This window comes from Virgibacillus sp. MSJ-26 (genome assembly GCF_018918075.1).
Classification (GTDB): domain Bacteria; phylum Bacillota; class Bacilli; order Bacillales; family Amphibacillaceae; genus MSJ-26.
The window spans coordinates 16,460-40,953 of the sequence record NZ_JAHLPW010000024.1 but is presented as its reverse complement, the minus strand read 5'-3'; the positions used below and the strand labels follow the sequence as shown (position 1 = coordinate 40,953).

Sequence of the window (24,494 nt, the reverse complement as noted above, 5' to 3'; positions counted from 1 at the left end):
ATTGTTCGAGTTCTTCTTGAATAGTCAATTAGCAAAATGCTTTTCCATAACGATTGTTAGAGCCGTATAATGTTCGTCTTTTAAGTTTGTTGCGTTACTCTAATTAACATTCGACTCCCATTATTCCGCTTCTGCCACTACTGGCTCATCTGGATCCATTGTTGCAAATCGTCTTTTGTACATAACAATAAAATATGACAATGTCAGCAACATAAATACAACTGAATATCCAATTAGTATACCAGTATTTTGCCACATCACTGTAAAATCACCGCTTGACACCACCGCTTTAAAACCAGCAACAGAATACGTCATTGGCAATAAAGTATTAATTGGCTGTAGCACTTTTGGTATTAATTCTAATGGGAACGTTCCGGCACTTGTTGTTAATTGTAAAATTAAAATGATAATCGCTATAAAGCGTCCTGGATCATTAAAACAAGTCACAAAGAACTGAATTAACGTAATAAATACGAGACTTGTTACAATCGCGAATAAAATAAATAAAGGGACACTCTGTACTTCTATTTTTAATCCTAAAAGTAATATTCCACTTGCAATGAGCGCCTGTAAAATTCCTATTGTAAATAAACCGATGAATTTTCTTAAGAACCAATTCACACCGCTTGACGGAACAACAGAAGGTTCCCTTAACGGATATACAATGGATAAGAGTAAGGCCCCTACAAACAACCCAAGTGATAAAAAGTAAGGTGCGAAACCTGTTCCATAGTTTGGAACCTCATTAATTTTTTCGTTACCTACTTCAACGGGATTAGCCATCATATTATACGTATCGTTCGTAGCATCCACATCACCAGCTTCATCAGCTGCTTCATGTATTTGATCATTAAATTCTTCTGTTCCATCAGCTAAGGTTATCATGCCATCATATAAATCATTGGAACCGTCTGACAGTTCTCCCGCTCCATCGCTAAGCTGCAATGAGCCACCCTTTAGCTGAAGCAATCCACTATTTAAATCATTTGCTCCATTAACTAATTCTCCAGAACCATCGTTGGCTTGAGCAAAGCTATCCGTAAACTTATACATGTTGTTGACGTAATCATGTTGACCAGCAATTAAATCTGATGAACCTTGTTGTAGTTGTCCGGTTCCATCTGCAAGTTCATCTACCCCGCTACGTAACAAGGATTGACCGTTATTAATTTCGGATAGTCCTCCTTGGAGCTGACCAATCGGATCATTGATCGCATCCTTAATCTGCGCTTCAAGTCCGTCCGTTGCATCTGCAAGACCACCTGCTATAGCTTGCTCATATTCATCAAATCCGGCATTAACACTGACGACTGTCTGGTCGACCGCATCATTCACACCATCTTCAATACCTTCTTTAATCTGTGCTTCTATAATGCCTTCCAGTTTCTTTTGTTGTTCAGCTGTTATTTGGACGTCTTTCAGAGCTTGCTCTAAGACACCAGCAATCTTTTCTTCTAACATTTGCTCTATATAATCGTAGTCTGGCGTGTATTCATCAAGTGTACTTGCTACTTGATTTATAACTTCATCAGAAACCTCGGAATCTTCTAAAATAGAAGTCAGCTCCTGTTTCCTGTCAGATTCCTTACCTTTTAAAAGCGTTACAATATCTTCAGCAATTTTATGGGATACGTTCGTTGGTGCATCCTTAATAAGTTGATTAGCTTCAGATACGACGCCTTCTGACAGACCATGTGATAAACCATCTGTCAATCCTGAAGATAATTCGGGAGCCAACTTATTTTCCATGCCGTCCACAATACCGCTTCGCAATTCTTCTGTTCCAGCTAAGATGGTTTTTGAGCCTTCTTCAATCTTTTTGTCAATTGTTCTCGACATTTCTTTCGGTAATTCATTAGAAAATTGATTTAAACCACCTTGGACTTGATTCGTGCCTTCCACCAATTGCGGCACTTTTTCTTTCATTTCCTTAACACCGCCGTTAGCTTGAGATATTCCTTCTGCTAACTGGCCGGCTCCTGATTCCAAATCTTCGGAAGCATCTCTTAGTTTATTACTACTATCATAAAGCTCGGAAATACCAGAAGATAAAGTATTGGCTCCTTCAGCCAATTCACTTGCCCCCTCAGAAGCGTCATTCACTCCATCAGAAAACTCTATAGACTTACTGGCAAGTGTTTTTAAGTTATCTTTAATTTTCTTTGAACCATCTTTCAATTCAATAGCACCGTCGTTTAATTCTTCCGTTCCATCACTTGCTTCAACTAAACCATCGGCAACGTCACCGATTGTATCGAATATCGTTTCAGCATACGTCTCCGTGATTTGTTCTTCAAGAGCCATTTCTATTTGCAACATGGCTGTCTCACCCATTTGTGCTGCTAAAAAGTTATAACTCTCATTAGGAACGTATACCAATTCTGACTTTATTGGAATGTCATCCATAACTGTTGTCGAGTTTTTCGAGAAATCCTCTGGAATTTGAATCATAATATAATAATCTTGATTGTTTAGACCTTCATAACCTTCTTCACGATTAACAAAATGAAAATCAAATTCAGCCTCATCTTTCAAATTATCGACCAGCTCATCACCAATTGTTAAATATTCCCCTTCAAACTCGTAGCCACTATCTTCGTTAACAATGGCAACTGGTACATCCTCGAGATGGTCATATGGGTCCCAAAACGCCCATAAAAACATGCCCGCATAAAGTATCGGTACAAAGATAACTGCACAAATTGCAATAACAAGCTTTTTATCTTTAAATGTTGCTAGTGATTCTTTACTAAATAAAGATTTCAAAAAAACAATCTCCTCTCATAACGACTGACCATTTCATTCATTTGGTCAATTGATTTAAAAATAAATGGACTATCTATTGTGATAATCCTTTAAAAATATACAAATCAAATATATTTGCAATCTCCTCTTTTGATAATGGCTCTCGGTCTTTTTCCCAATCAAAAATAAGCGCAACATACATTTTCAACAACATGAAAGAAATGATTTCTGGATCACATGGCTTGATAACATTCCGTTTCATTGCTTGCTCAATTTTACTTTGAATAAATAATAGGATGGATTTTTCTAACTTTTTCATAACATTTTCTACGACCGGAGTTCCAAAATCACGCTGTTCCTGTGCAAGTTTAATTGTTAATTGATGCTCAAGACGAAATTCTAGCATCCTATATAATGCTTGATGAACATTTTCCTGAAATGGTTTTTCTGGATTAATCGTTTCACTAGCAGCTTGTTCCATATCATTAATTAGATTTGTAATAATTTCATCAAGGAGCTCTTCTTTATTCTTAAAATAAGTATATATCGTCCCTTTACCAACGTTCGCAAGTCGCGCTACCTGATCAATCGTTGTTGCCTTATAACCGAATAAAGAAAAAGATTCATAAGCAGCTTTTAAAATTTCTTTACGGCGATCAATTGACACTTATTCACCCCCTGTTGACCAATTGGTTAATTTGGTCACTTTGACATTAATGTATATTAGCATAGCTAAAATAATATGTCAAAAGATTTATTTAGATAACTCTTTCTATAAACTTTTTACTTGTTTATACATTTTTTAATTAATAATGGAAATGATAAATTAAAAATACTTCAGGAGGTAAAGAAAGTGGCAGAAAACAACGATCAAAATGTTAAAGATGGTGTGAGTCGGCGCCGTTTTATTAAAAACACTGGTATGGTAGCTGGAGGAGTTGTGGGAGGTTCACTGCTTGGTGGACTCTTAACAAACCAATTTCAGACGAAGGAAGATACTAAAACTAAAGATACAGCAACTCAAAATTTACAGGAAGCTCGGATGTTCTTCAGTCGTGAGGAAGATTTCAACACTTTATCCGCAGTAACAGAACGCATCTATCCCGAAGACGACAATGGACCTGGTGCTATAGAACTTGGTGTACCTTACTTTATTGACAAGCAATTAGCTAGTTTTTGGGGCAACAATGCGAAATCATACATGCACGATCCGTTTAGACAAAACAATCATGTACATGACTATCAGCATAAAGATACACGCCAAGATAAATCAGGCCCCAATACATCAACAAAAGCCCCGACACCCACTCCCCGATACCAAACAAGACTAAATCGTGGAGAAATCTTTTTAGAAGGTTTAAGAAAAATAGAAAATGTAAGCAGGGATAAGTTTGGGGATCCATTCCCAAACTTAAGTGAAGATGATCAGGACGAAATCTTAACAATGTTTGAAGATGGCGATGTTGATATGAAAGCTATTAATTCGGTCACGTTCTTCAACTTTTTATTACAGACTACTCTGGAGGGAGTTTACGCCGATCCCGTATATGGAGGTAATAAAAATATGATGGCATGGGAAATGAAAGAATATCCTGGTCCTCGCATGGCTTATATTAACGATATTGATGCAGATGATTTTATTACTATGGAACAAAAAAGTTTAAGAGATTATCAAGGAGGTCAATAATTTGGCAAAAAAGTTAGATAAAGTTGATGTCGTAATTGTTGGAGTTGGCTGGGCAGGCGGAATTATTAGTGCTGAAATGGCCAAAGCAGGAAAAAAGGTCGTTGCACTTGAACGAGGAGAACACGCCGAGCAGTCGGACTATACAGGAGTGAAAGATGAACTCCGCTTTACCAACCGTTTCCAAATGATGCAAGACTTATCTCATGAAACAATTACATCACGTAATTATCAGGATGAAGATGCTCTGCCAGTACGAACGCGGGATGAAATGATGGCAGGAACAGATTTAGGTGGTGGGAGCGTCCACTGGGCTGGTTCCACATATCGCTATTGGCCCTACGATTTTGAAATTTACAGTAAAACCGTAGAACGTTATGGAAAAGATAAAATCCCTAAAGATATGACTATTCAAGATTGGGGTTTAACATACGATGATATGGAAAAGTACTATGACCTCTTTGAAAAAACAGCAGGTATATCAGGTGAAGAGGATCCGATTGGACCTAAACGGAAAAATGATTGGCCTACGCCTCCATTAAAAGAGACTCCGCCTATTAAATTATTTAAAAAAGCAGCAAAAAATTTGGGCTATCACCCTTACCAAGTGGCTGCTGGGAATTTATCGGAGCAATATGAAAACCCAGATGGCCAAGTTATCAATCAGTGTCAATACTGTGCGTTCTGTACTCAGTATGGTTGTGACTTTGGTGCCAAATCTGATGCGCTTGTAACAGTTATTCCAACGGCTATGGAGCATGATAATTTTGAATTAAGAACCCAATCTTATGTAAGACGTGTCTTAAAAGATGGTAATAAAGCAACTGGAGTCATGTATGTTGACACAAAAACAGGTGAAGAATTTGAACAACCGGCTGATGTTGTTGTCCTATCAGGCTTTACATTTACAAATAATCGTCTGTTGATGCTATCTGAACTTGGCCAACCCTATGATCCAAAGACAGGAAACGGTGTTATAGGTCGAAATCTTAACGGACAGTTTAACATTACATTCCTTGGCGCGCGTGGTTTCTTTGATAAGAAAAAGTTTAATCTTTATATGGGAGCTGGCGCTCTTGGAGCAACTATGAGTGATTATGCTGCCGATAACTTTGATCATTCCAAGCTAGATTTTCTAGGTGGTGGAGCAATCGAGTATAGACAATATGGTGATGGAGCTATTGCTAGTAACCACGTCCCTAAAGGAACACCTGCATGGGGAAAAGAATTTAAAAAGAATTCCTTATTTTATGCCAATCGCAATTTGCAAGTTTGGTATACACCGAATGTCATGTCTTGGAATCATAATTATTATGATCTTGATCCAACCTATAAAGATGACTTTGGTGACCCGCTCTTACGCGCAACCAATAGATACACTGATCAAGACCGAAATATCGCTCAATTCGGTGTAGACAAATGTAAAGAAATCATGGAAGAGATGGGTGCTGACATTGTTGATACCGATGAAGTCCCAGAAGAGTTTGACCACATTTATCAAGGAGGCCATTATGCAGGTGGTGTGATTATGGGAGAAGATCCTAAAACGTCTGCAGTTAATAATTACTTACAGATGTGGGATGTCGATAATCTATTTGTCGTTGGTGGGTCTTCGTTCCCGCAATTTCCAGGTCATCACCCAACCCCAACCATTGGTGCATTAGCTTACCGTGCTTCTGAAGGCATTGAAAAGTATTTAAAAGACGGTGGTCCATTGGTACAAGCAACTCAAAAAAATAAAGACTTTGCTTAAATTAGTGAATCACTTATGAGCATCTGGACAAACTAAGGCTAAACTAATAAGAAGGTGAAATAATGGGATTAGCTAATATAGGCATTCCTGGTTTAATTCTAATTATCGTTTTAGCTCTTATTATCTTTGGCCCTAAAAAATTACCCGAAATCGGTAAAGCCGCTGGTGAAACTTTAAAAGAATTTAAAACATCCGCTAACGATTTAATAACTGATAAAGATGATAAGACTGATCATAAATAAATATTAAAGTTTTATTGTTTGAAGAAGTTTTACCCTCGGAAATCTCCTCCGAGGGTTTTTGCTTATAATCAGCAACTCTGATGTATAGTGTCAATTAGATTTTCACTTTTTTCAATCTTAAAGAATTTAATACAACTGAAATGGAGCTGAATGCCATTGCTGCACCAGCAAGCCAAGGAACTAAAATACCGAACATTGCAAACGGGATCATAATCATATTATATAAAAAAGCCCAAACAAAATTCTGCTTAATATTCGTCATTGTTTTTTGGCTTATATTAATGGCATCGACTAATTTATTTAAATCTCCTTTAATAATAGTAACATCACCCGTTTCAATCGCTACATCAGAGCCAGTTCCAATAGCCACACCTACGTTAGCAGTTGCTAAAGCAGGTGCATCATTAATACCGTCTCCTACCATTACCGTATCCTTTCCGTCTTTTTCCAACTCCGCAATTATTCTTGCTTTATCTTCTGGTGTACACTCTGTATATACCTCTGTAATCCCTGCTGCTTTTGCCGTAGCGAGCCCCGCTCTCTCATGGTCACCTGTTAATAAGATGACTCTTTTACCGTTTTTCTTTAATCGTGATATGGCCTGTTGAGAAGTCGGTTTAATCTCATCAGACACGGCAATCAATCCGGCGTAGCGTTGGTCAATAAACACTAGCATCGTTGTTTTTCCTTCATTTTTAAAAAAAGTCTCTTGTCTGACTGCTTTAACAGGAAGTGATATGCCTTTATTTTGATAATAAAAAGGACTTGCAATCACCACATTCAAACCATTCACGACTGCTCTTATACCGTAACCAGGCACATTTTCAACTGCATGAGCTTTGGGTAGATTGCCTCTGTCATTTTTAGCATAATTATAAATAGCTTGAGCAATAGGATGGTCAGATGTTTGTTCCACCGCTCCAATCATTTCAATAAAATACTGAAAGTCAAACTGATCATCAACATGAATATTAGTCACTTGAGGAAACCCTTTCGTAACAGTACCAGTTTTATCGAGTAAGATACAGTCACTTTTACCAAGCAGTTCTAAAAACTTTCCTTCTTTAAATAAAATTCCTGATTGAGCTGCCCGTCCACTACCCACCATGATCGATGTCGGGGTAGCTAAACCAAGGGCACACGGACAAGCGATAATCAAGACTGCTATGACTTTACCTAACGCATCATTTAAAGAACCTGGCTCTAATAAAAAATACCAGCCGGCAAATGTCATCAGGGCAATCATAATAACAATCGGGACAAAAATACTTGTTATCTTATCAGCAATATGTTGAATGGGTGCTTTTGAGGTCTGTGCCTCTTCCACGATTGAAATAATATGAGATAATGTTGTGTCAGCTGTTGTTTTAGTCACTTGAACCATTAATAGACCATTTTGATTTATGGTTCCTGCGAAGACTTGGCTCCCTGCTACTTTCTCAACGGGAACACTCTCTCCCGTAAGTAAAGATTCATCAATCATCGAGTAGCCTTCACTGACTTGTCCATCAATAGGGACTTTTTCGCCAGGTTTAACGACAATTTGATTCCCCGGCATTAAGTCTTCAATATCAACACGCACTTCTTGACCATTTTCATAAAGGGTCGCCAATTTAGTTTGAATCTGATAAAGCTTTTCAAGCGCTTCCTTAGTTTTAGACTTTGACTTTTGTTCCAGCAGCCTTCCAAGTAAAATAAAAGTAATTATAAAAGCACTCGTTTCGTAAAATAAAGTGTCTGACTCTGTTGTATACAAAAAGTTAGGTGTTGTGAACGTGACATAATGACTATAAAAGAATGCTGCACTTGTACTTAAAACGACTAAAACATCCATATTTGTACTTCCGTTTTTTACTGCACTCCATGCTCGTTCATAAAATTGAAAACCGATAATGAATTGAATGGGTACCGTAATTAAGAATTGAAAAAAAGGATTTTTAAATATTGCGGGAATATAGATGAAAGTGGCCCAATCAAAATGTGATAACATCGCCCACGCTAAAGGAATCGTTAATATAACCGAGCTAAAAAACTTCCATTGTAAATTGCTTATTTCTTTTCGTTTATCTTGATGACGATTCGCATCAGTTTTTGCCTTTGCTTTGAAGCCAAGATGACTAATTTTATTAAGAATATAATCGATGCTTGTCCGTTTTTTATCAAATGTTACTTTCCCTGTTTCTGTTGTTAGGTTGACCGTGACATGTGAGACACCTTCAATTTTGGATACAACTTTTTCAATACGCGCCGTGCAAGCTGAACAAAACATGCCCTCTACATCAAGGTGAATAGTCTCCATCATATTTACCACCTTTTGATTATATTAATAAAGTCTATTACGTAAAGTAAACATTTATAACCTTGTTATAGAGAGCAATGAGGTTTTAAAACTCCCTCATTCTATCTTCAAGTCTATTTGTGGCAAATAGACTAAACTTATGCAGCCCTAGCATTGAGACACCAGCAATCACTTGGTCATACTTTGTATTAAAAGGCGGTGGTAAGATGTCAATTGTCGTGTCGGCTGGAAGACATAGAGTCGTTGCCGCCTCGCTTAAGAAAGGATTGTTCATACCATCAAACAATGCACTAATAATAAACATCAGACAGGCCGGCATAATGTACCAACTGCTTTCAAGAAGATATTTTTTTCGTTCAGAGGCTCTAACACGTTGCTCGGGATTAGGCGAAGCAATTGGCCACCACATTCTAACCGTCAACATAAACAGCAATATGAGATAAGCTTTTTGAACAAGTGGGTACTCTGTAATTATCTGTAGTAGAAAAGGTAAATGATAAAGGAAAAATAGAATGGCAAAAATAACTAACGCTGTTTTAGGTGTTGGGGACATCAAGCGGATTTTTATAATAAAAGATCGTTTAATGAGATTCTCATATATTTCACGGGGAATACCGAGTAGGACGAGTGGTGGTATGATGAAAAAAACAAAACTCATTTGAATCATATGGAAGCTGAATGAAAGGTGACTTAGTGCTAGTAATGGACTGCCTATTACAAGATATAATAGCCAAATGCCCGTCAGATAAAGGAGAGGCCGTCTCCGCGAAGTAGTTCCATATCTTCTTAGATAAAAAATATATAGTATCGTAATCGTAAGACTAACAAATAAAAATAAAAGGGGGATGTTCCATGTCAACTGACCAGCGAGAAGCGCTCTTATCAAATAATTAGTCCCTCCCTGTTCATTTTTAACTATCTATATGTTTATGAAGGATATTGATATGTTATAACTAGGATATGAAAATTGCCTTTTGAGGATCATCTAAAAAATAGACAAAACAAAAGCTAACATAGTAATATTAATTGTATTCTACACATAGAGAGACAAAAGGTGAATGTTATGAAGAAAAAATTTTCAGCTATTTTATTAACTGTTTTTATGATTCTTTTATTTGTCGGTTGTGATTTGGATGGGCTTGATAGTCATAATAACAATCAAACTTTCGAGGTCACGGACATTAACGACTTGGATCACGTTGAACATTTTAGAAGGGGTGCTTTAGAGCATATTTTAGAAGGTGAATTGAATAAGAATGGACAAGCTGTAGGCTATCATTACAATCAATTGCCAACCAAAAAAGGAGAAATTATCGAGGGCACAGAAACAAAACCAAATGAAGTTGGTATCTATGAAGCAGAAGTAATTGTTAGTGACGTGAAAAAAACATCAAACGGTGGGAAGTCAACATTTTTTCCAGATGAATGGGATTCCCAAGATGTAGTAGATGCGATTAATGAAGCTTATGAAACAAAAACATTCATTACTGGAAACACTTTTGAAGGTCTTACTTCTGATGGGGTTGTTATTCGAATGTATCTTGATAATAACGAACAAATCATATCTGCATTTCCGGTTTATGAGAGGTGATGACAAGATGTTTTATTTTAGAGAAGTGACTTTAAAAAATGGCTCTAGCGAAAAAAAACGATTAATTATTGAATTTGATAAACCTGATATGAAAATTGTTGGAGAATTTTTAATGGCCGACGCTCCTCTCTTACACGGGAAAATATTACAAGAGATTGATCAAGTTTTGGCTGGAGAAAAGCGAGAAATCATATCAAACGGAAATCGAAGCACGCTTACAATCAAATCCAAGACTACAGTTATTTCAGATTTGTTTGCAGGGATGGAAAACGTTGACGTGTACCCTGCTTATGAAATAGATACAATAGAATTACGCGAACTGATTGTGACGTGGTTTAAGAAGTTAGAAGAATTCCGGCAAGAAAAATGATAAATAATCAAAAAAAACGTCTGTAAAGTTTACAGACGTTTTTTATTAACTCGTCATTTACGAGTTATCATTTGCGGCGAAAAATCATGTGTTCACATCCACATATATTGCATTCTTCGACTTATGCAAAGCAGCTCATCGCTCTTTGATTATAACATATATTCATTTAAATGTATGCTTTTTTACATGACACGTTAATATTTTTAATGGCTACAAGACACTGAATTAATTTCAAAGTCCGGAGTCCCTTCTATAGAATATGGCTGAGAATATATGAACGTCCATGGCATTGTTGTTTTTGCATTGACTGCAAAGGGCAAATTAAACGTATCTATCGCTATCGTTCTTTCTCCCCGTCTATAAGCAATGGCTACCTCCTCCATTGAAATCTTTCTCTCATAGCAATTATGAATTAATACGGTCACAAGCAAATCTTTCCTGTGATTTATCGCTTCCCGCACAAATGTAAAATGCACACCATCACTATATTCCATGTTGGTTTCAGAAAATATCTTTTCAAGAAACCTTCTGTCCCGAGGCGCAATTGTTTTATCCCAAGCTGCCTCAAACCGAAGACACTGCATAACTTCCCCTCCTCTGGGACATGGGGACAGGTGCTCTGTCCCAGACCTAGCAATGGGACGCGGTGCCTGTCCCCATGTCCCGCTTTTTTTCAATTATTGGTCTTTAAGGTGTGTGGGCTTGTATAATATATAGTATACAGTATTTATTGGGTATTGTATTGGAGGGGATGAATTGAATGCATCAAGTATTATTGCGAAGTTGAAGAGTCGAAAGCCGTCCATTCTTGGCGAAGAATATTTTAAAAAATATGCTGTACTGCTCCCTCTTATTGAAATGCAGGAAGAAACACATATTCTCTTTGAAGTCCGCTCGATGAATTTACGTACTCAACCGGGTGATATTTGTTTTCCTGGTGGTAAAGTTGACGAAGGGGATAGGAATACAGCTTATACTGCCATTCGGGAGACGTCTGAAGAGTTAAGGATTCCTAAAGTGGATGTGTATGATGTCTTTCCGCTCGATTATATGGTCTCTGACTTCGGAAGAATAATATATCCTTATATTGGTAGATTAAAAGATATTGAAAAAGTTACTCCAAATAAAGATGAGGTTGCAGAAATTTTTACTGTTCCGCTTTCTTTTTTCCTTAATACAAAGCCTAAAAAGTATAAAGTTAACTATGAGGTCTTGCCAGAAGATAACTTTCCTTATGATCTGATTATGGGAGGAGAAAATTATGACTGGCGAACTCACCAATTGGATGAGCTTTTCTATGAATATAATGGGAAAGTAATTTGGGGCTTAACCGCTAAAATTTTAACACACTTTGTGTCTTTAATTAAAGATGGGTCGTCTGATTATTTTTGAGACATGATCAACAATAATTTCAAAACGAAAGGACTCTTTCCAGCTACAGCTAAGAAAGAGTCCTTCTTAAAATCTTAGGAACTAATCTTTTTCACTTTTTAAAGAAGCTTGTGCTCCTCCCTCGCCTTCTGTTCCGTTGAACTCTCTTTCTATATTTCCTGCGTTCTCAACTTTTTGCATATATACATTAAACTCGTGAACGTCATCCACTTTAATATAAATTGACTCGACCTTTTTACTGTACCCAAAGAATTGATATACTTTTATGGGTTTCTTCAACTCAATGACATGAGGAATTCTTTCTTTTTCAATACCCTGAATAGCTAGTGAAAATCCTTTTTTATCTTGTTTTATCTCCTCTATACTTTTTGTATTTTCGTTAATCTCTTGTATAACATTCAAAGGAACAAATCCATATTGGCGAATCCCTTTTTGAAAATGCAAACCCTTTGAATCGACAACTACTGGAGATAACCGAATGGCTTGGTAATCCGCTATGATAAACAGCAACAGATAAATGTCTAAAACTGTAACCACCCAAGCGAGTATTGTATCAAATTGTGCTATTATCATGTGGACACCCACTATTTCGATAGCCATAGCATGAACAAGCATGAAAAATACGCCTAAATATGCCCCATCTTTATGCATTGTAAAAGTTTTCCCTTCATCATTTTGCATAATCGGTGGCTTTTTTTTCCAAGAAAACAAACTATAGTAAACGGCCGAAATATCGGTCGCTAAAATACGAAAGACCAGTTGAAATTTATTTAACTTCTTATTTTCAAATGAGAATGTTTCTCTAATGGCCGCCGAGAAACTAAGTAAAAAATGAAAATGATTCTTTTGTTCTTTCTTTATTTTTTTTATAAAAAGAGGTAATTTCTTTAAAACAATAATAAATATGAAGACTTCAAAGGCAATAATACCAGCTTCTAATGCAATAAAGGAATTATTAAAGTAGGACAGATATCCATCAGCTTCATTTGGGATCATCCAATTAGCGAGAAGCAACCCACAAAACATACATCCTATTAAAACTAGAATTGAAACCCTCTTTCTAAAACCAAAGAAATAAATAATTAAAGGTAAACAAATTGTGAGGTCAATGGCGGTCGCTAAACCAAGACTGTGACTAACCCAACCAGTGATTTGAACCTGCATTAAAAGATAATTCGGAATCAATATCAGCAATAGAAAAAACAAAATACGTTTCCAAGCAATCTCTTTTAGCGAAATGGCGGCATCCATCATATACCTACTTTCTATACTTCTATCACCATTATAGTTTGAATAATTCTAAAATTATACATACAAACGAAAATTGTTTAAAATTATTCATAAAAGAAATGGAATTAGTTTTGATTTTTATTTCATTAATAAAAATACTAACCATTTTCTCTAATGGCTTGTATAATAAAACAAGAAATTAATTGCTTAGGAGAATGAAATTTGAATGGTACAGCACACGCTACAATTGGCGCAGCAAGCGGTTTTATGGTCGCAAATACACTCCATACTGATCCTAGTACAACAATAATTCTTATCGGACTCGGAGGTATTTCTGGGTTAGTGCCTGATCTAGATATCGATGGGAAGCTCAGTGGCAGAATCACCTTCTCACATACAATGATTCGTATCGTTGCACAATTGATTGGCATTATGTTGATCTTTTATAGTTTTTTTAAGGGATCAGGTACAGAGAAATATATCGGGATGGGTATTGGAGCACTTGTTATGGGAATTGCTTCCTCCATTAAACAAAAACATATGTTAACCATTACGGGAATAGGTGTACTGATTGGTGGATTAACGTTAGAAGAGTCTTGGATTACGTTCATGGGCCTATATATTATCATTGCATCAATAATTTCTCACCGTACGTATACCCACTCGATTATCGGGGTGATCTTTTTTGCCGTGATTGCTTATAATTTAGAAATTTCGCTTGGGATTCCTGGCGTCTATTACACATGTCTGATTGGCTATATAAGTCATTTAGTTGCCGACAGCAAGCTCATCCCGTTTAATAAGCGTGGAATTAAATTACTTCTTCCGCTATCATCAAAGGAATTTTGAAGTTTTCTTCAAAGGATATACATTTATTTCTCACACGCTATCACATATAATTTAAACAAGGATGGTGATTGAAATGAGTTTAACCGATAAAAACTTCAACACCTATGAGGAATTCGAGGAGAAACGAAAGCGAACTGAAAATATCCTGGAATATATCGACGGGATTATTTATATGTCTCCATCGCCAAGTATAGAACATCAGAGAATATCATCTTATCTACAAGGAGAGCTTTATCAAATTTTAAAGTCCAGTCACTGTGAAGTATTTTCTGCTCCAACAGATGTACTTTTTGCTGGAAACGCTCAAAATACTAATGATCATAAACGAGTGGTTCCTGACTTATTTGTAACCTGTCAGCCTGAAAACTTTACAAAAAATGAATATGCCGGTGCACCAGAGTTTATTATTGAAATATTAAGCCGGTCTAATAAATCTCATGACCTTGTAAGGAAGTTAAATCTTTATATGGAACACGGCGTTAAGGAATACTGGATTATTGATCCAATGGAAAACCGTATCTTGATTTATAGTCACGATGAAAATGGTGAAGTTCAGTTTGACTTAGTGAACAAAGGAGATTCCGCTATTTCCAGGATATTTAATCATTTTCAAATTGAAACGAAAAATATCTTTAACTAAAAACATGCCCATCACGTTCGATTTCATGGTGGGCATGTCCTATAATTACTTTTCTATCTCATTTGTCAATCGAATAAACTCTTCCACATCTTTCGCCATTAACTCAATTCCTTCTGCCCAGAATTCTTCTTTTGTTAAATCAACGCCTAGATGTTTTTGAGCAAGATCTTCTACTTTCATCGATCCAGTATCTTTTAAGAGCGCAATATATTTATCCTCAAACCCTTCTGGATGCTTTAAGTACTCAGCGTAAACACCTAAACTAAACAAATAACCAAATGTGTACGGGAAATTATAAAACGGCACACTATCAATAAAGAAGTGTAATTTACTACACCAGAAATGCGGGTGGTAGCTGGCTAAACTATCACCATATGCTTCTTTTTGAGCTTCTACCATGAGTTCATTTAATCTTTTCTCAGAAACGATACCTTGCGCACGTTCTTTATAAAAGGCATCTTCAAATAAGAAGCGTGCATGAATATTTAAGAACATAGCTGTGGCGCCTTCTAGTTTTGAACCGAGAAGAGCTGCTTTTTCTTCTTTGGACTTGGCATTTTCAACCGTTGCATTGCCGATAATCGTCTCTGCAAAAGTACTGGCTGTTTCTGCCACATTCATAGCATAACCTCGATTTAATGACGGTAGATCCTTCATCACATGGCTATGGAAAGCATGACCTAATTCATGTGCCAATGTGCTTGTATCACTTGGCGATCCAGTAAATGTCATGAAAATCCGGGATTCTTCAAATTCTGGTAGGCTCGTACAATAGCCTCCTGGTCGTTTGTTAGGTCTGTCTTCAGCTTCAACCCAACGATTTTCAAGAGCATGCTTGGCAAAATCAGTCAATTTAGGACCAAATGATTCGAAGTTTTCAATGACAAAATCACATGCTTCATCATATGTAAATCGAGTCGGTTCCTCATCTCCTAAAGTAACAGGTGCATCAACATCTTGCCAACCTAGTTTTTCCATACCTAACAACCCTGCTTTATGCTGTAGAAAATCTGTAAACGGCTGCTTATTATTAGATACTGCTGACCACATCGCATCAAGTGTCTCTTTAGACATCCGGTTATATTCTAGCGGCTCCTCCAAATGATCCTTATATTGGTGGGCCTTTTGCAATGTAATCCTGTAGCCATCTAAGTGATTAAGTGTGTCCGCAAAAATAGGAGCATATTTTGTCCAAGCTGCTTCCCAATTTTCAAATATTTGCTTTCGCACCTCAGGGTCTGGATCAGCATACATCCGGTTCATCGCCTGACCGACAGATAAATCGGTTGTTTTTCCTTCTTCGTCTGTAAATGGGATAGTCATAATGGAAACAGTTGTATCATACAAACTACTCCACGCGGACAATCCATCTTTATCTAAGTCAGCAATAAGCCTTTCTTCTTCTTCAGATAAAAGACGTTTACCTTCTTCACGTATTTCATTTAATACAAACGATACTTCCTTTAATTCGTTATCTTCTAATAATTGCTGCCAATCATTGTCTGAGATAGCTACAAGTTTTTTTGTAAAAGAATTAGAGAGCTTTTGAACGTCGCTGTACAATTCCATGATTTGGCCCATGACAACGCTAGCATGCTCATCATCCATATAAGCATCATGCCACATTTGGACAAAAGTTCTTGCCTGGCCTAATCCTTTCCCAATAGATTCTTTTTCTTTAAGAATCGTTTTTAGAGTGTTTACCGATGATTCTCCACCTTGAAGTTCTGACTTACTTAATAGTTTTTGGTATTCTTCAATTGCCTCTTTAACTTCTGTTAATTTACTTTTTAAATCCTCTGAATTTGTACCCCCAGGAAAAATGCTATCTAAATCCCAAGTATCTACATATTTCACTTTATGTCACTCTCCTTTTTTTCTATTTTAAATGATTCTTGATAAATGTGAAACAATAAAGAAAATTCGATACAACATATTATTTATATCCCAATTTAACTCAATTCTTAGTATCTAAGTATCTAAATGTTTTCCTTAAATGCTTTGATGACCATCTTATCTGGCGGACTCATATTTTCAGGAAGGTTATCTAAATGGAAAAAGCTTAACGCTTGAACTTCAGCTTCTTCTGCCCTTAAACTTCCAGCGTACTCTCGACAGACATACGCTGTGATCACATTATAAACCTCATCACCATTTGGATACTTATAATAATAGTCTTCACCAGAAAAAGTTTTAAAATAAGTTAAGCGCTTTGCCAGCAATCCTGTTTCTTCCATCAACTCTCTTTTTGCCACATCCTCTAAGGTTTCACCAGGTTCAAGGGAACCACCTGCCAACCCCCAGCAATTATTATCCTTCCGTAACTGTAATAGCAGTCTATTATTTTCATCTATTAAAATGACACTAGCGCCAACGATAACTAATGGTCTACTCCCTACAAGCTTTCTTAAATTTATTACATATCCCATCAACAGCCTCCATACATCACCATTATTACATCAATATAAAGTTGTCTACAACGGCGCGATTAAAATTATTCTTTTAAATTATCTTTTTCAAGCAATCTAATAATCTTCTTATTCTGTTCTACTTGCTCATCAGAATTTTGTTTAATCCTGTATAGCCAAACCATAACTAAGACAGCCGCTATAAAAGGAAATAAGTAAATGAGTATTCCTATTAAACTAGCTACACCCATGAAAACCCTCCTTCTTTTTTATGTTATATCCCATTCAAACCATCTTCCGTGACCATCCGTCATACCGATTGTTTGAATTGACTTCTTACCTTGGACGATCGAATCCACATGTAATTTTTCATCCCACATATTATTGTATATATGGAAAACATCTCGAGTTTTCCCTATTTTATCTATATTAGCCAATAATTTATGTTTTAAATCTTCCGGGATTTGATTAGCAACATGCGTATGAAAAATACAAATAACTGAGTCTTCTTTAATACCTGCTACAATAGTTGGTATTAAATCCACTCCATCTCCTTCAATAAGATCGACTGGGTTTTCTTTAAAAAGTGACACTGCTTTATCGAACATCTCTCTTCTATTGTGATGTTCAGGCCAAATAAGGGCTTTTAACCAGAGATAATCTTCTGCTTTTCTCAGATCATTAATATTTAAGTCTACGCCTATTTTTGACGCTACAGGTGGACTATCAAGTAATAATGTCGGTTGATGATTCCCCTTAATCTCGGCATGTAAATGAACGTCTGAAAGTTTATTTCCATATACATTTTCACTGCCATAAGAGTAACTATATTGATTCCAAAGTAATTGTAAGCCCGCACTTGTTCCAATTTCAATAAGAGATAAAGGTTTTTTCACCTTATTATATATCCAGCAATACACGGGGTATAAATAAGCACATCGTCTAATTTCATTTGTCTGGACCAACTTATTTTTAAGCAAAGGAATAATTTCATATTCATATGTACTACAAAAATCTTTGAAGTAATTAAATGCTTTATCTACTGGCCAAGGGTTTGCTGTGATACTCGGATAAAACTCTCTTAGTGGATGATCTTTGCCTTCTAATAACAAGTAATGAACAGCAGCAAATAATAAATTTGGAATTGGTTGACCACTACGGGCTTTTGAAGATAATTCTAGTAATTGCTCATCTTCTGCTATCTCACGAGATAAAAGCTCATAGAGTCTACTATTAAGCCCTCTGCTTTCCTCTGCAAATTTTTCAAAGCGTAATGCATATAGAACTTTATTCATTTCTAACCTCCTAATTCACCATGAAAACACAAAAGCAATTGAAAAGTTACATCACCGGATTCTATGTTTTTATAAAAAAGTTTTAAAGTATAGATTTTCCTTTATCTTATCATTAATTTCATAACTTTTGCGAAAAATCTTAACATAGTAGTAAAAGCATTACAAAAGTACATATCATGACACCTGTGCATATGATGATGTTAGAAATTATTAAAGGAGTTGAAAGTATGTACTATATTCCGTACCATTCCTCTCCAAACTATATTCATGCACCCACATGTACATGTGGAAGACAGCTTGCATATCAACCACATCATTTTGGATTAGAATACAATCACCTGGCCTATTACCCACAAGCCATGTCCCCAGAAAGAGTTACATTTAAAGACCATGGTAAAGAACCATTCGTCATTAACATTGAAGGCGCAGTTGAAAAAAATAATACCTTTCGAACTGCCTTATGGACAGGTGAGCACTTACAAGTAACATTAATGAGCATCGATGTCGGCGAAGATGTAGGACTAGAAGTACATCCCGATACAGATCAATTTTTAAGAATTGAAGAAGGGCAAGGGATAGTGCGCATGGGAGATACGAAAGAAAATTTGTATTATCAAAAATCAGTCGCTGAAGATTATGCTATCATGGTGCCTGCTGGCAAGTGGCATAATCTGATAAACACGGGGAATGAACCTTTGAAGCTTTATTCAATTTATGCGCCGCCTGAACATCCTTTTGGCACTGTCCACCAAACTAAAGCAGAAGCTATAGCTGCTGAGGAGCATCATTAATGAATAATTGAATCAATAAAGGAAGGGAATGTAATGGAAAAGTCACTTAAAAGTTTACAGACAAAAACACCTGAAGAAGGATTTGATTTAGCAGTTAAGCTGGCACAAAAAGGAGTTGAAACAACGCAACCATCCGTCAGTGTCAGAAAAAAACTACGTCCAAAGTATTCTAAGAACGCTGATAGTTTAATAGCCGCTTCACAAGTCATCGCCATCCACTATCAAACTGTGGCCGCTGCAAATAATTATTGGAAAACGAAAGTTAATTATTAGTTGTATTTTAAAAAATGGGGATAAACAAAACTATTTGTACCAGGATTTGGGATAAGATCTTACTTATATCTTTCCGAAATCCTTTCCCCTTATTATTTATACATATTAAATAGGTTTAAAAAAGGAGGCTGGGACAAAATTAAGTATTAGTAATTAAAAGACGAACAATTTTAAGCGAGCGTTATTCGCTTCGGATAAATACTTCGCTTTCCGCAGGCGCTGATGAGCCTCCTCGTGCTACGCTCTGCGGGGTCTCATCTAAGCTTTTCATCCTGCTGGACAAGGAATACTTCGACAGCGATTCATCGCACGCAGAAAAAGTGGTTTTCTTTTTCAAGGAGTCTACGTATTTTTCCTACGCTGATTTTAAAAGTGTATATTAAAAAAAATATACTTTAATACGTTCGCTTTTACATTAACTAAAATACTTATGTCCCATCCTCTTTAAATTACACTTTAGAATCTAAACTATTATAATTTATTTAAAATCTCCCGAATAAAAGCGGGCTCATCTTTTGGGGTACGTGAAGTAATCAAATTTCCGTCCACAACTACTTCCTCATCTTTATACTGTCCTCCGGCATTTTTGACATCATCACGAATGCCAACGTAACAAGTAAGTTGTTTATCATTTAAAATATCGGCACTGATCATCACTTGTGGTCCATGACAGATCCCTGCAATAACCTTTCCTTGGCTATCGGCATCTTTGACAAAATGGACCATAGCATCATTTACTCTGAGCGCTTCTGGTGCCGATCCACCTGGAATTATAACAGCGTCATAATCTGAAGCATCTACCTTATCAATAGACATGTCTGATTGATAAGTAGTGCCTTTTTTTCCTTTTAACGCCACACCTTGTTCAATCCCGACAATGACAGCCTCATGACCTGCTTCTTTTACCGCTTCATATGGACTGGTCATCTCAGAGTCTTCGTAATTATTATCAAGTAAAAAACAAACCTTTGCCATTAATTAACACTCCCCCTTGTATAATTCTCATCTCGATTCTATATGATAAGCAGAAATCATTCAATCAAGTAGGGTTACAACTAATACCTTTTCTGCAAATGTTCATTCATTGTCGTTTCAACTTTTTTGAAATATAAATAGAACCCCGTCCAATAAATGCTATATATTATGGTGAAAATTAAAATTCCAACAATAACTGATAATAGATTAAACGGTAACCACCCAACTGGTAAAGCAATAATAAGCCAGATAACAATAGATAAACAATAATGAATGGCTGTTTTCTTTAACGGACTTCCCTTTTCCATTTCAAAAATTAGGGATGCAAGGCCAAAATATATACCTAAACCGAAACTCGCGAGCATATGATTCCATATTTCTGAGGCGTATCCTTCAATATGACCGAACTTCATAATAGTTAGGGCAATAAATGTCGCTATTCCACCGAAAGCAATACCTGCAATGCATCTTTCGACTATTTTTCTAATCATTTGATTGCCCTCCCATCGTCAATTCTTCTTTAATTTTAGATACATAGTTACGTGAGATATATTCTTTATTACCGGAATGAAAATAAACACAAAGTGTTCCATTAAATGATAATTCAAAGCGTCGAATTTGATTTAAATTACCAATCACCGATTTGGAAAACCGCATAAAATGATGGGGAGCTAGCATTTCCTCCACTTCATAAAGCTTCAGCTTGATTTCAACACTTTTACTTGCTAGTGCTGCGAATACTTTTCGTTTCTCAGCATAGACAAAGTCGACTTCCCGGGGATCAAGTAAGACTGTTTGATCTTCTTCTACACCAAATAGCCTCTTTGTCTTTTGTTTTTTTATTATATTTATAATTTCTTCTAATTCTTCGGTCCATTCTTTGGCTTTAATCGAAATTGTTGGCTCTCCATGATTTTCGTCAATATCAATGTTTACTTTCATTCTCATCCCCCTTTAATCACATGTTAACCGCGCGCTTGTTTCAAAAAGTGCGGATAACGTATGATGCCTAAAATAAATCCGGCACAGCCATATGCTAGTATCGTGAATAGCCCTTGGAAGAAGGCTTTATAAGTTAATGTCCCATTCAATGCGTCTTGTAACGCTTGATGTGCATAATATTGAGGAAGTAAATGAGCTATCTTTTGTATTATGTCAGGAAGTAAATCTAGCGGCATCCACAATCCCCCTAACATGGCTCCACCTAACGCAATGACTTGTGTTAATGCTATCCCCATATTTTCTGTTTTGACAAATAACGAAAGCACTAGTCCAAATCCTGTCGCCATAAATGATAATGCAATCGATAGGAAAAACACAAATAAAGGCTGCACAATGGGGAGATCATAAACTACTTTTCCAAACGCTATTAAAATAATAATTTGAATCCATACTATAAACATATACGGTATCCATTTTCCTAGCAAATATAATTGTGGTGAGAGTGGTGTACTGGCAATTCTAGCTGTCATCCCCAGGTCCCGGTCTTTCAAAAACGCGGTGACCATGGAAATCATAATGAAAAATACAAATGTCACGACATAACCAGGCACAATGGATAAAATCATTTGCTGCTTCATAGTTCCATCTTCTCCTGAAGCAAAGACACTAACCGCCAAGACTATAAAAGCAATCGGTAAAATAATCATCCAAAAAAGCAGTCCTCGATCTTGCAAGTTCTTTTTCATTTCGAATTTAAACATTGCTGTCATCAGATAACCTCCTTTTTGGACGTGTAACCTGTTTTTGCAAGTGGATTCACATCTCGAAGTGTACTGCCTGTGAGGGAGAAAAAGACATCCTCAAGTTTAGGTTGAACTAGTTCAAGCCGCTCCACTTCTGTGTGATTGGATTGATAAAATGTGGAAATACTTTTCATAACCAAAAGTGGATTATCTGTCTTTACCAATAACCCCCCGTTATAATCTACTATTTCTCCGAATGTATCCATACCCATACTTTCCGGCAGTGGCTTACTTGCTTTTACAAAGACAGATGGAACAGCATATTTTTGCAGCAAATCATCAACCGCTCCTTCTTCAATCATTTTCCCTTGGTCAATAAACGCAACGTTGTCACAGATTTGCTCAACTTCTTCCATATAATGAGTGGCATAAATTATCGTACACCCCTGTTCTTGCAAACGATGAATCATTTGAAAAATATATTTTCTTGATTGCGGATCAATCCCGACAGTTGGCTCATCCATGATGATTAGGCTCGGTCTATGCATTAAAGCACACCCAATATTTAAACGTCGTTTCATACCACCTGAAAAATCCTTTACTTTATCCTGACTTCGATCCGCCAGTCCCACCTCTTCTAAAACTTCTTGCACTCTTCTCTTGAGTCTTTTTCCTTTCAACCCATAAATCCTTCCAAAAAAAGATAGGTTATTAAACGCTGAAAATGTTTGCTCTAAACATATTTCCTGTGGGACATAGCCCATGATATCCTTAAAGTCTCCCTTCCCATTTAAATCTACCTTCCCTTCATAATCTTGGATAACCGACGCGAGGATTTTTAATAAAGTGGATTTTCCCGCTCCATTCGGTCCAACTAGTCCGTAACAACTCCCTGAAGGAATCATTAGTTCCACTCCCCTAAGAGCAACATGCTTTCCGTAACTTTTCTTCACATGGCTTAATGTCAACAAAAAATCACCGCCTTTTTCTCTATTATGGCAGTGATTTTATGTGTGTTTACGAATTTATGGTTAACATGTTGTATTTGATGTGTAACATATCAATATATATGAATGAAAAAAAGATGGCTAAAATAGGGTCGTTACATGCCATCACCTTATTCAAAAAAATGATCTACTAAACTATCTGAAACATCGTTTAATTTCTTATATTTATATTGAGGTGAGTTGTCTTTGTCAACAAGAACCGAACGTACGCCTTCGAAGAAATCTGCATGTGTCATAAAATTCCGTGCAATCACTAAATCCGTAGCAAGTGCTTCTGCAAAAGTCTTCCCTTTTCCATCCACCAATTGTTTCAAGGTTACTTTTAATGAAACAGGGGATTTTGAGAGAATTATTTTCGCTGTGTCAGCAGAAAATTCACTTTCACCTTTTTGAAGAGACATGCCAATGTCCTCCATTGATTCAAATTTAAAATGTTGATTGATTTCATCTTCATAATCTCTAACTTTCTCTTTTTCAGAAGGCTGCATGACGTATTTATCAACGAGTTTTCCTAATACTTGGTCCACTGATGATTCATGCCAATGTATATTTTTTACTTCATTCAGGAATTTTTCAAGGTCGTTACTATCCATAAAATGGTCTGCTGCGTTTATATAGATCGACTCAGCTCCGTTAATAACTGAGGAAGTTAAGGCTAGATAACGACCAATGTAGCCTGGAGTTTTATTTAAAAAGTAAGCCGCTCCGACATCAGGAAAGAAGCCGATATTCATCTCCGGCATCGCCCACTTTGTACGTTCAGTAACAATGCGATGACTTGCCCCGTAAGCCAGACCAACTCCACCACCCATAACGATTCCATCTAAAACAGCGATGATTGGCTTAGTAAATTCATCGACCAACTGATCGACTTCATACTCAAGTTCGAAAAATTGACGTCCCTTCTCTAAAGCTTCTCCTTTTTGTCCAGCTTCATAAAGGGTTTTCATATCACCACCTGCACAAAAACCTTTTTCACCTGCTCCCGTTAACACGACTAATTTTATGTCCGAATTTTTTTCCCATTCCTTTAGTTTTTCTTTGAAAGGTTTTAACATCTTATAAGTTAATGAATTAATTGCTCGTGGCCGATTTAAAGTCACTTCGGCTATACCATTTTTATGTGTTGAAAATAAAATTTCATTTTCCATAAGAATCTCCTTCCCCATATTGTATCCGCTTACTATCAATCTACTATATGCGCAAGATGAGTACAAATATTCAAGACAGAATCTATGATTACATTTTTAATATTAAACAGGTAT

The 24,494-nt window shown here is 36.5% G+C and carries 26 protein-coding genes; 10 read left to right on the top strand and 16 right to left on the bottom strand.

The genetic code is table 11. The features are described 5' to 3' along the window. Positions 1-120: 120 nt before the first annotated feature. Positions 121-2,766, bottom strand: a complete 2,646-nt coding sequence (locus KQI49_RS16820) for a YhgE/Pip domain-containing protein (RefSeq protein WP_216490753.1) — start codon at positions 2,764-2,766, stop codon at positions 121-123. Positions 2,767-2,839: 73 nt separating this feature from the next. Then, positions 2,840-3,412 carry a TetR/AcrR family transcriptional regulator gene (locus tag KQI49_RS16815; RefSeq protein WP_216490752.1) on the bottom strand — a complete coding sequence of 191 codons (573 nt, stop codon included), beginning with the start codon at positions 3,410-3,412 and terminating at the stop codon, positions 2,840-2,842. Between the two features lie 186 nt (positions 3,413-3,598). On the opposite strand from KQI49_RS16815, the gene KQI49_RS16810 reads away from it, so the two are divergent. The 3 genes from KQI49_RS16810 to tatA all read left to right on the top strand — a co-directional run bounded on the left by KQI49_RS16810 (position 3,599) and on the right by tatA (position 6,424). After that, a complete protein-coding gene (locus KQI49_RS16810; RefSeq protein ID WP_371817593.1) occupies positions 3,599-4,432 on the top strand; it encodes a gluconate 2-dehydrogenase subunit 3 family protein in 834 nt (277 codons plus the stop codon). Position 4,433: 1 nt separating this feature from the next. After that, a complete protein-coding gene (locus KQI49_RS16805; RefSeq protein ID WP_216490751.1) occupies positions 4,434-6,182 on the top strand; it encodes a GMC family oxidoreductase in 1,749 nt (582 codons plus the stop codon). A 62-nt stretch (positions 6,183-6,244) separates the two neighbouring features. Continuing rightward, positions 6,245-6,424, top strand: a complete 180-nt coding sequence (gene tatA / locus KQI49_RS16800) for a twin-arginine translocase TatA/TatE family subunit (RefSeq protein WP_216490750.1) — start codon at positions 6,245-6,247, stop codon at positions 6,422-6,424. Positions 6,425-6,518: 94 nt separating this feature from the next. Here tatA and KQI49_RS16795 read toward each other — a convergent pair whose 3' ends face one another. Continuing rightward, complete coding sequence (locus KQI49_RS16795; protein ID WP_253286903.1) at positions 6,519-8,723, bottom strand: heavy metal translocating P-type ATPase; 2,205 nt, start codon at positions 8,721-8,723, stop codon at positions 6,519-6,521. An 85-nt stretch (positions 8,724-8,808) separates the two neighbouring features. Beyond that, positions 8,809-9,609 carry a cytochrome c oxidase assembly protein gene (locus tag KQI49_RS16790; RefSeq protein WP_216490748.1) on the bottom strand — a complete coding sequence of 267 codons (801 nt, stop codon included), beginning with the start codon at positions 9,607-9,609 and terminating at the stop codon, positions 8,809-8,811. Positions 9,610-9,786: 177 nt separating this feature from the next. Between KQI49_RS16790 and KQI49_RS16785 the strand changes: the two genes are divergently transcribed. Together KQI49_RS16785 and KQI49_RS16780 are read left to right on the top strand one after the other, a co-directional pair. Then, complete coding sequence (locus KQI49_RS16785) at positions 9,787-10,314, top strand: EndoU domain-containing protein (RefSeq protein WP_216490747.1); 528 nt, start codon at positions 9,787-9,789, stop codon at positions 10,312-10,314. A 7-nt stretch (positions 10,315-10,321) separates the two neighbouring features. After that, positions 10,322-10,684, top strand: a complete 363-nt coding sequence (locus KQI49_RS16780; protein WP_216490746.1) for a hypothetical protein — start codon at positions 10,322-10,324, stop codon at positions 10,682-10,684. Between the two features lie 203 nt (positions 10,685-10,887). On the opposite strand, the gene KQI49_RS16775 is transcribed toward KQI49_RS16780, so the two are convergent. Continuing rightward, positions 10,888-11,268, bottom strand: a complete 381-nt coding sequence (locus KQI49_RS16775; RefSeq protein ID WP_216490745.1) for an SLAP domain-containing protein — start codon at positions 11,266-11,268, stop codon at positions 10,888-10,890. 172 nt (positions 11,269-11,440) lie between these two features. Here KQI49_RS16775 and KQI49_RS16770 point away from each other — a divergent pair, with 172 nt between their 5' ends. Continuing rightward, entirely contained in the window at positions 11,441-12,076 is a 636-nt protein-coding gene (locus tag KQI49_RS16770) for an NUDIX hydrolase (protein ID WP_216490744.1), read from the top strand. Positions 12,077-12,157: 81 nt separating this feature from the next. On the opposite strand, the gene KQI49_RS16765 is transcribed toward KQI49_RS16770, so the two are convergent. Continuing rightward, positions 12,158-13,327, bottom strand: a complete 1,170-nt coding sequence (locus tag KQI49_RS16765) for a hypothetical protein (RefSeq protein WP_216490743.1) — start codon at positions 13,325-13,327, stop codon at positions 12,158-12,160. Positions 13,328-13,528: 201 nt separating this feature from the next. On the opposite strand from KQI49_RS16765, the gene KQI49_RS16760 reads away from it, so the two are divergent. After that, entirely contained in the window at positions 13,529-14,155 is a 627-nt protein-coding gene (locus tag KQI49_RS16760; protein WP_216490742.1) for a metal-dependent hydrolase, read from the top strand. 73 nt (positions 14,156-14,228) lie between these two features. Next, complete coding sequence (locus KQI49_RS16755) at positions 14,229-14,795, top strand: Uma2 family endonuclease (protein WP_216490741.1); 567 nt, start codon at positions 14,229-14,231, stop codon at positions 14,793-14,795. Positions 14,796-14,840: 45 nt separating this feature from the next. Here the strand turns inward: KQI49_RS16755 and KQI49_RS16750 are convergent, their stop codons facing one another. From KQI49_RS16750 to KQI49_RS16735, 4 genes are all read right to left on the bottom strand, one after another. Then, the gene (locus KQI49_RS16750) at positions 14,841-16,652 is read right to left on the bottom strand and encodes a M3 family oligoendopeptidase (RefSeq protein ID WP_216490740.1); all 1,812 of its coding nucleotides are present in this window, start codon (positions 16,650-16,652) and stop codon (positions 14,841-14,843) included. 122 nt (positions 16,653-16,774) lie between these two features. Next, on the bottom strand, positions 16,775-17,224 hold the full coding sequence (locus KQI49_RS16745) for an NUDIX hydrolase (RefSeq protein ID WP_216490739.1): 450 nt from the start codon (positions 17,222-17,224) through the stop codon (positions 16,775-16,777). A gap of 65 nt (positions 17,225-17,289) precedes the next feature. Beyond that, positions 17,290-17,454: a hypothetical protein gene (locus KQI49_RS16740; RefSeq protein ID WP_216490738.1), complete on the bottom strand. Its 165-nt coding sequence runs from the start codon at positions 17,452-17,454 to the stop codon at positions 17,290-17,292. An 18-nt stretch (positions 17,455-17,472) separates the two neighbouring features. Beyond that, the gene (locus tag KQI49_RS16735) at positions 17,473-18,498 is read right to left on the bottom strand and encodes a DUF2332 domain-containing protein (protein ID WP_216490737.1); all 1,026 of its coding nucleotides are present in this window, start codon (positions 18,496-18,498) and stop codon (positions 17,473-17,475) included. Positions 18,499-18,725: 227 nt separating this feature from the next. Between KQI49_RS16735 and KQI49_RS16730 the strand changes: the two genes are divergently transcribed. Both KQI49_RS16730 and KQI49_RS16725 read left to right on the top strand, forming a co-directional pair. Then, positions 18,726-19,289 carry a cupin domain-containing protein gene (locus KQI49_RS16730; protein WP_216490736.1) on the top strand — a complete coding sequence of 188 codons (564 nt, stop codon included), beginning with the start codon at positions 18,726-18,728 and terminating at the stop codon, positions 19,287-19,289. 33 nt (positions 19,290-19,322) lie between these two features. Further along, the gene (locus KQI49_RS16725; protein ID WP_216490735.1) at positions 19,323-19,562 is read left to right on the top strand and encodes a hexameric tyrosine-coordinated heme protein; all 240 of its coding nucleotides are present in this window, start codon (positions 19,323-19,325) and stop codon (positions 19,560-19,562) included. 471 nt (positions 19,563-20,033) lie between these two features. Here the strand turns inward: KQI49_RS16725 and KQI49_RS16720 are convergent, their stop codons facing one another. From KQI49_RS16720 to KQI49_RS16695, 6 genes are all read right to left on the bottom strand, one after another. Continuing rightward, a complete protein-coding gene (locus KQI49_RS16720) occupies positions 20,034-20,537 on the bottom strand; it encodes a type 1 glutamine amidotransferase domain-containing protein (protein ID WP_216490734.1) in 504 nt (167 codons plus the stop codon). An 80-nt stretch (positions 20,538-20,617) separates the two neighbouring features. Next, positions 20,618-21,028 (bottom strand): DUF3021 domain-containing protein, encoded by a 411-nt coding sequence (locus tag KQI49_RS16715; RefSeq protein WP_216490733.1) that lies wholly within the window; start codon positions 21,026-21,028, stop codon positions 20,618-20,620. After that, positions 21,021-21,479, bottom strand: coding sequence for a LytTR family DNA-binding domain-containing protein (locus KQI49_RS16710; RefSeq protein ID WP_216490732.1), 459 nt, complete (start codon positions 21,477-21,479; stop codon positions 21,021-21,023). The genes KQI49_RS16715 and KQI49_RS16710 overlap by 8 nt, the downstream gene beginning before the upstream one ends. Positions 21,480-21,502: 23 nt before the next feature. Next, complete coding sequence (locus KQI49_RS16705) at positions 21,503-22,249, bottom strand: ABC transporter permease (RefSeq protein ID WP_216490731.1); 747 nt, start codon at positions 22,247-22,249, stop codon at positions 21,503-21,505. Next, a complete protein-coding gene (locus tag KQI49_RS16700; RefSeq protein ID WP_371817595.1) occupies positions 22,249-23,175 on the bottom strand; it encodes an ABC transporter ATP-binding protein in 927 nt (308 codons plus the stop codon). Before KQI49_RS16700 ends, KQI49_RS16705 begins: the two co-directional genes overlap by 1 nt. Positions 23,176-23,339: 164 nt before the next feature. Continuing rightward, on the bottom strand, positions 23,340-24,380 hold the full coding sequence (locus tag KQI49_RS16695) for an enoyl-CoA hydratase/isomerase family protein (RefSeq protein ID WP_216490729.1): 1,041 nt from the start codon (positions 24,378-24,380) through the stop codon (positions 23,340-23,342). Between the last annotated feature and the right edge of the window lie 114 nt (positions 24,381-24,494).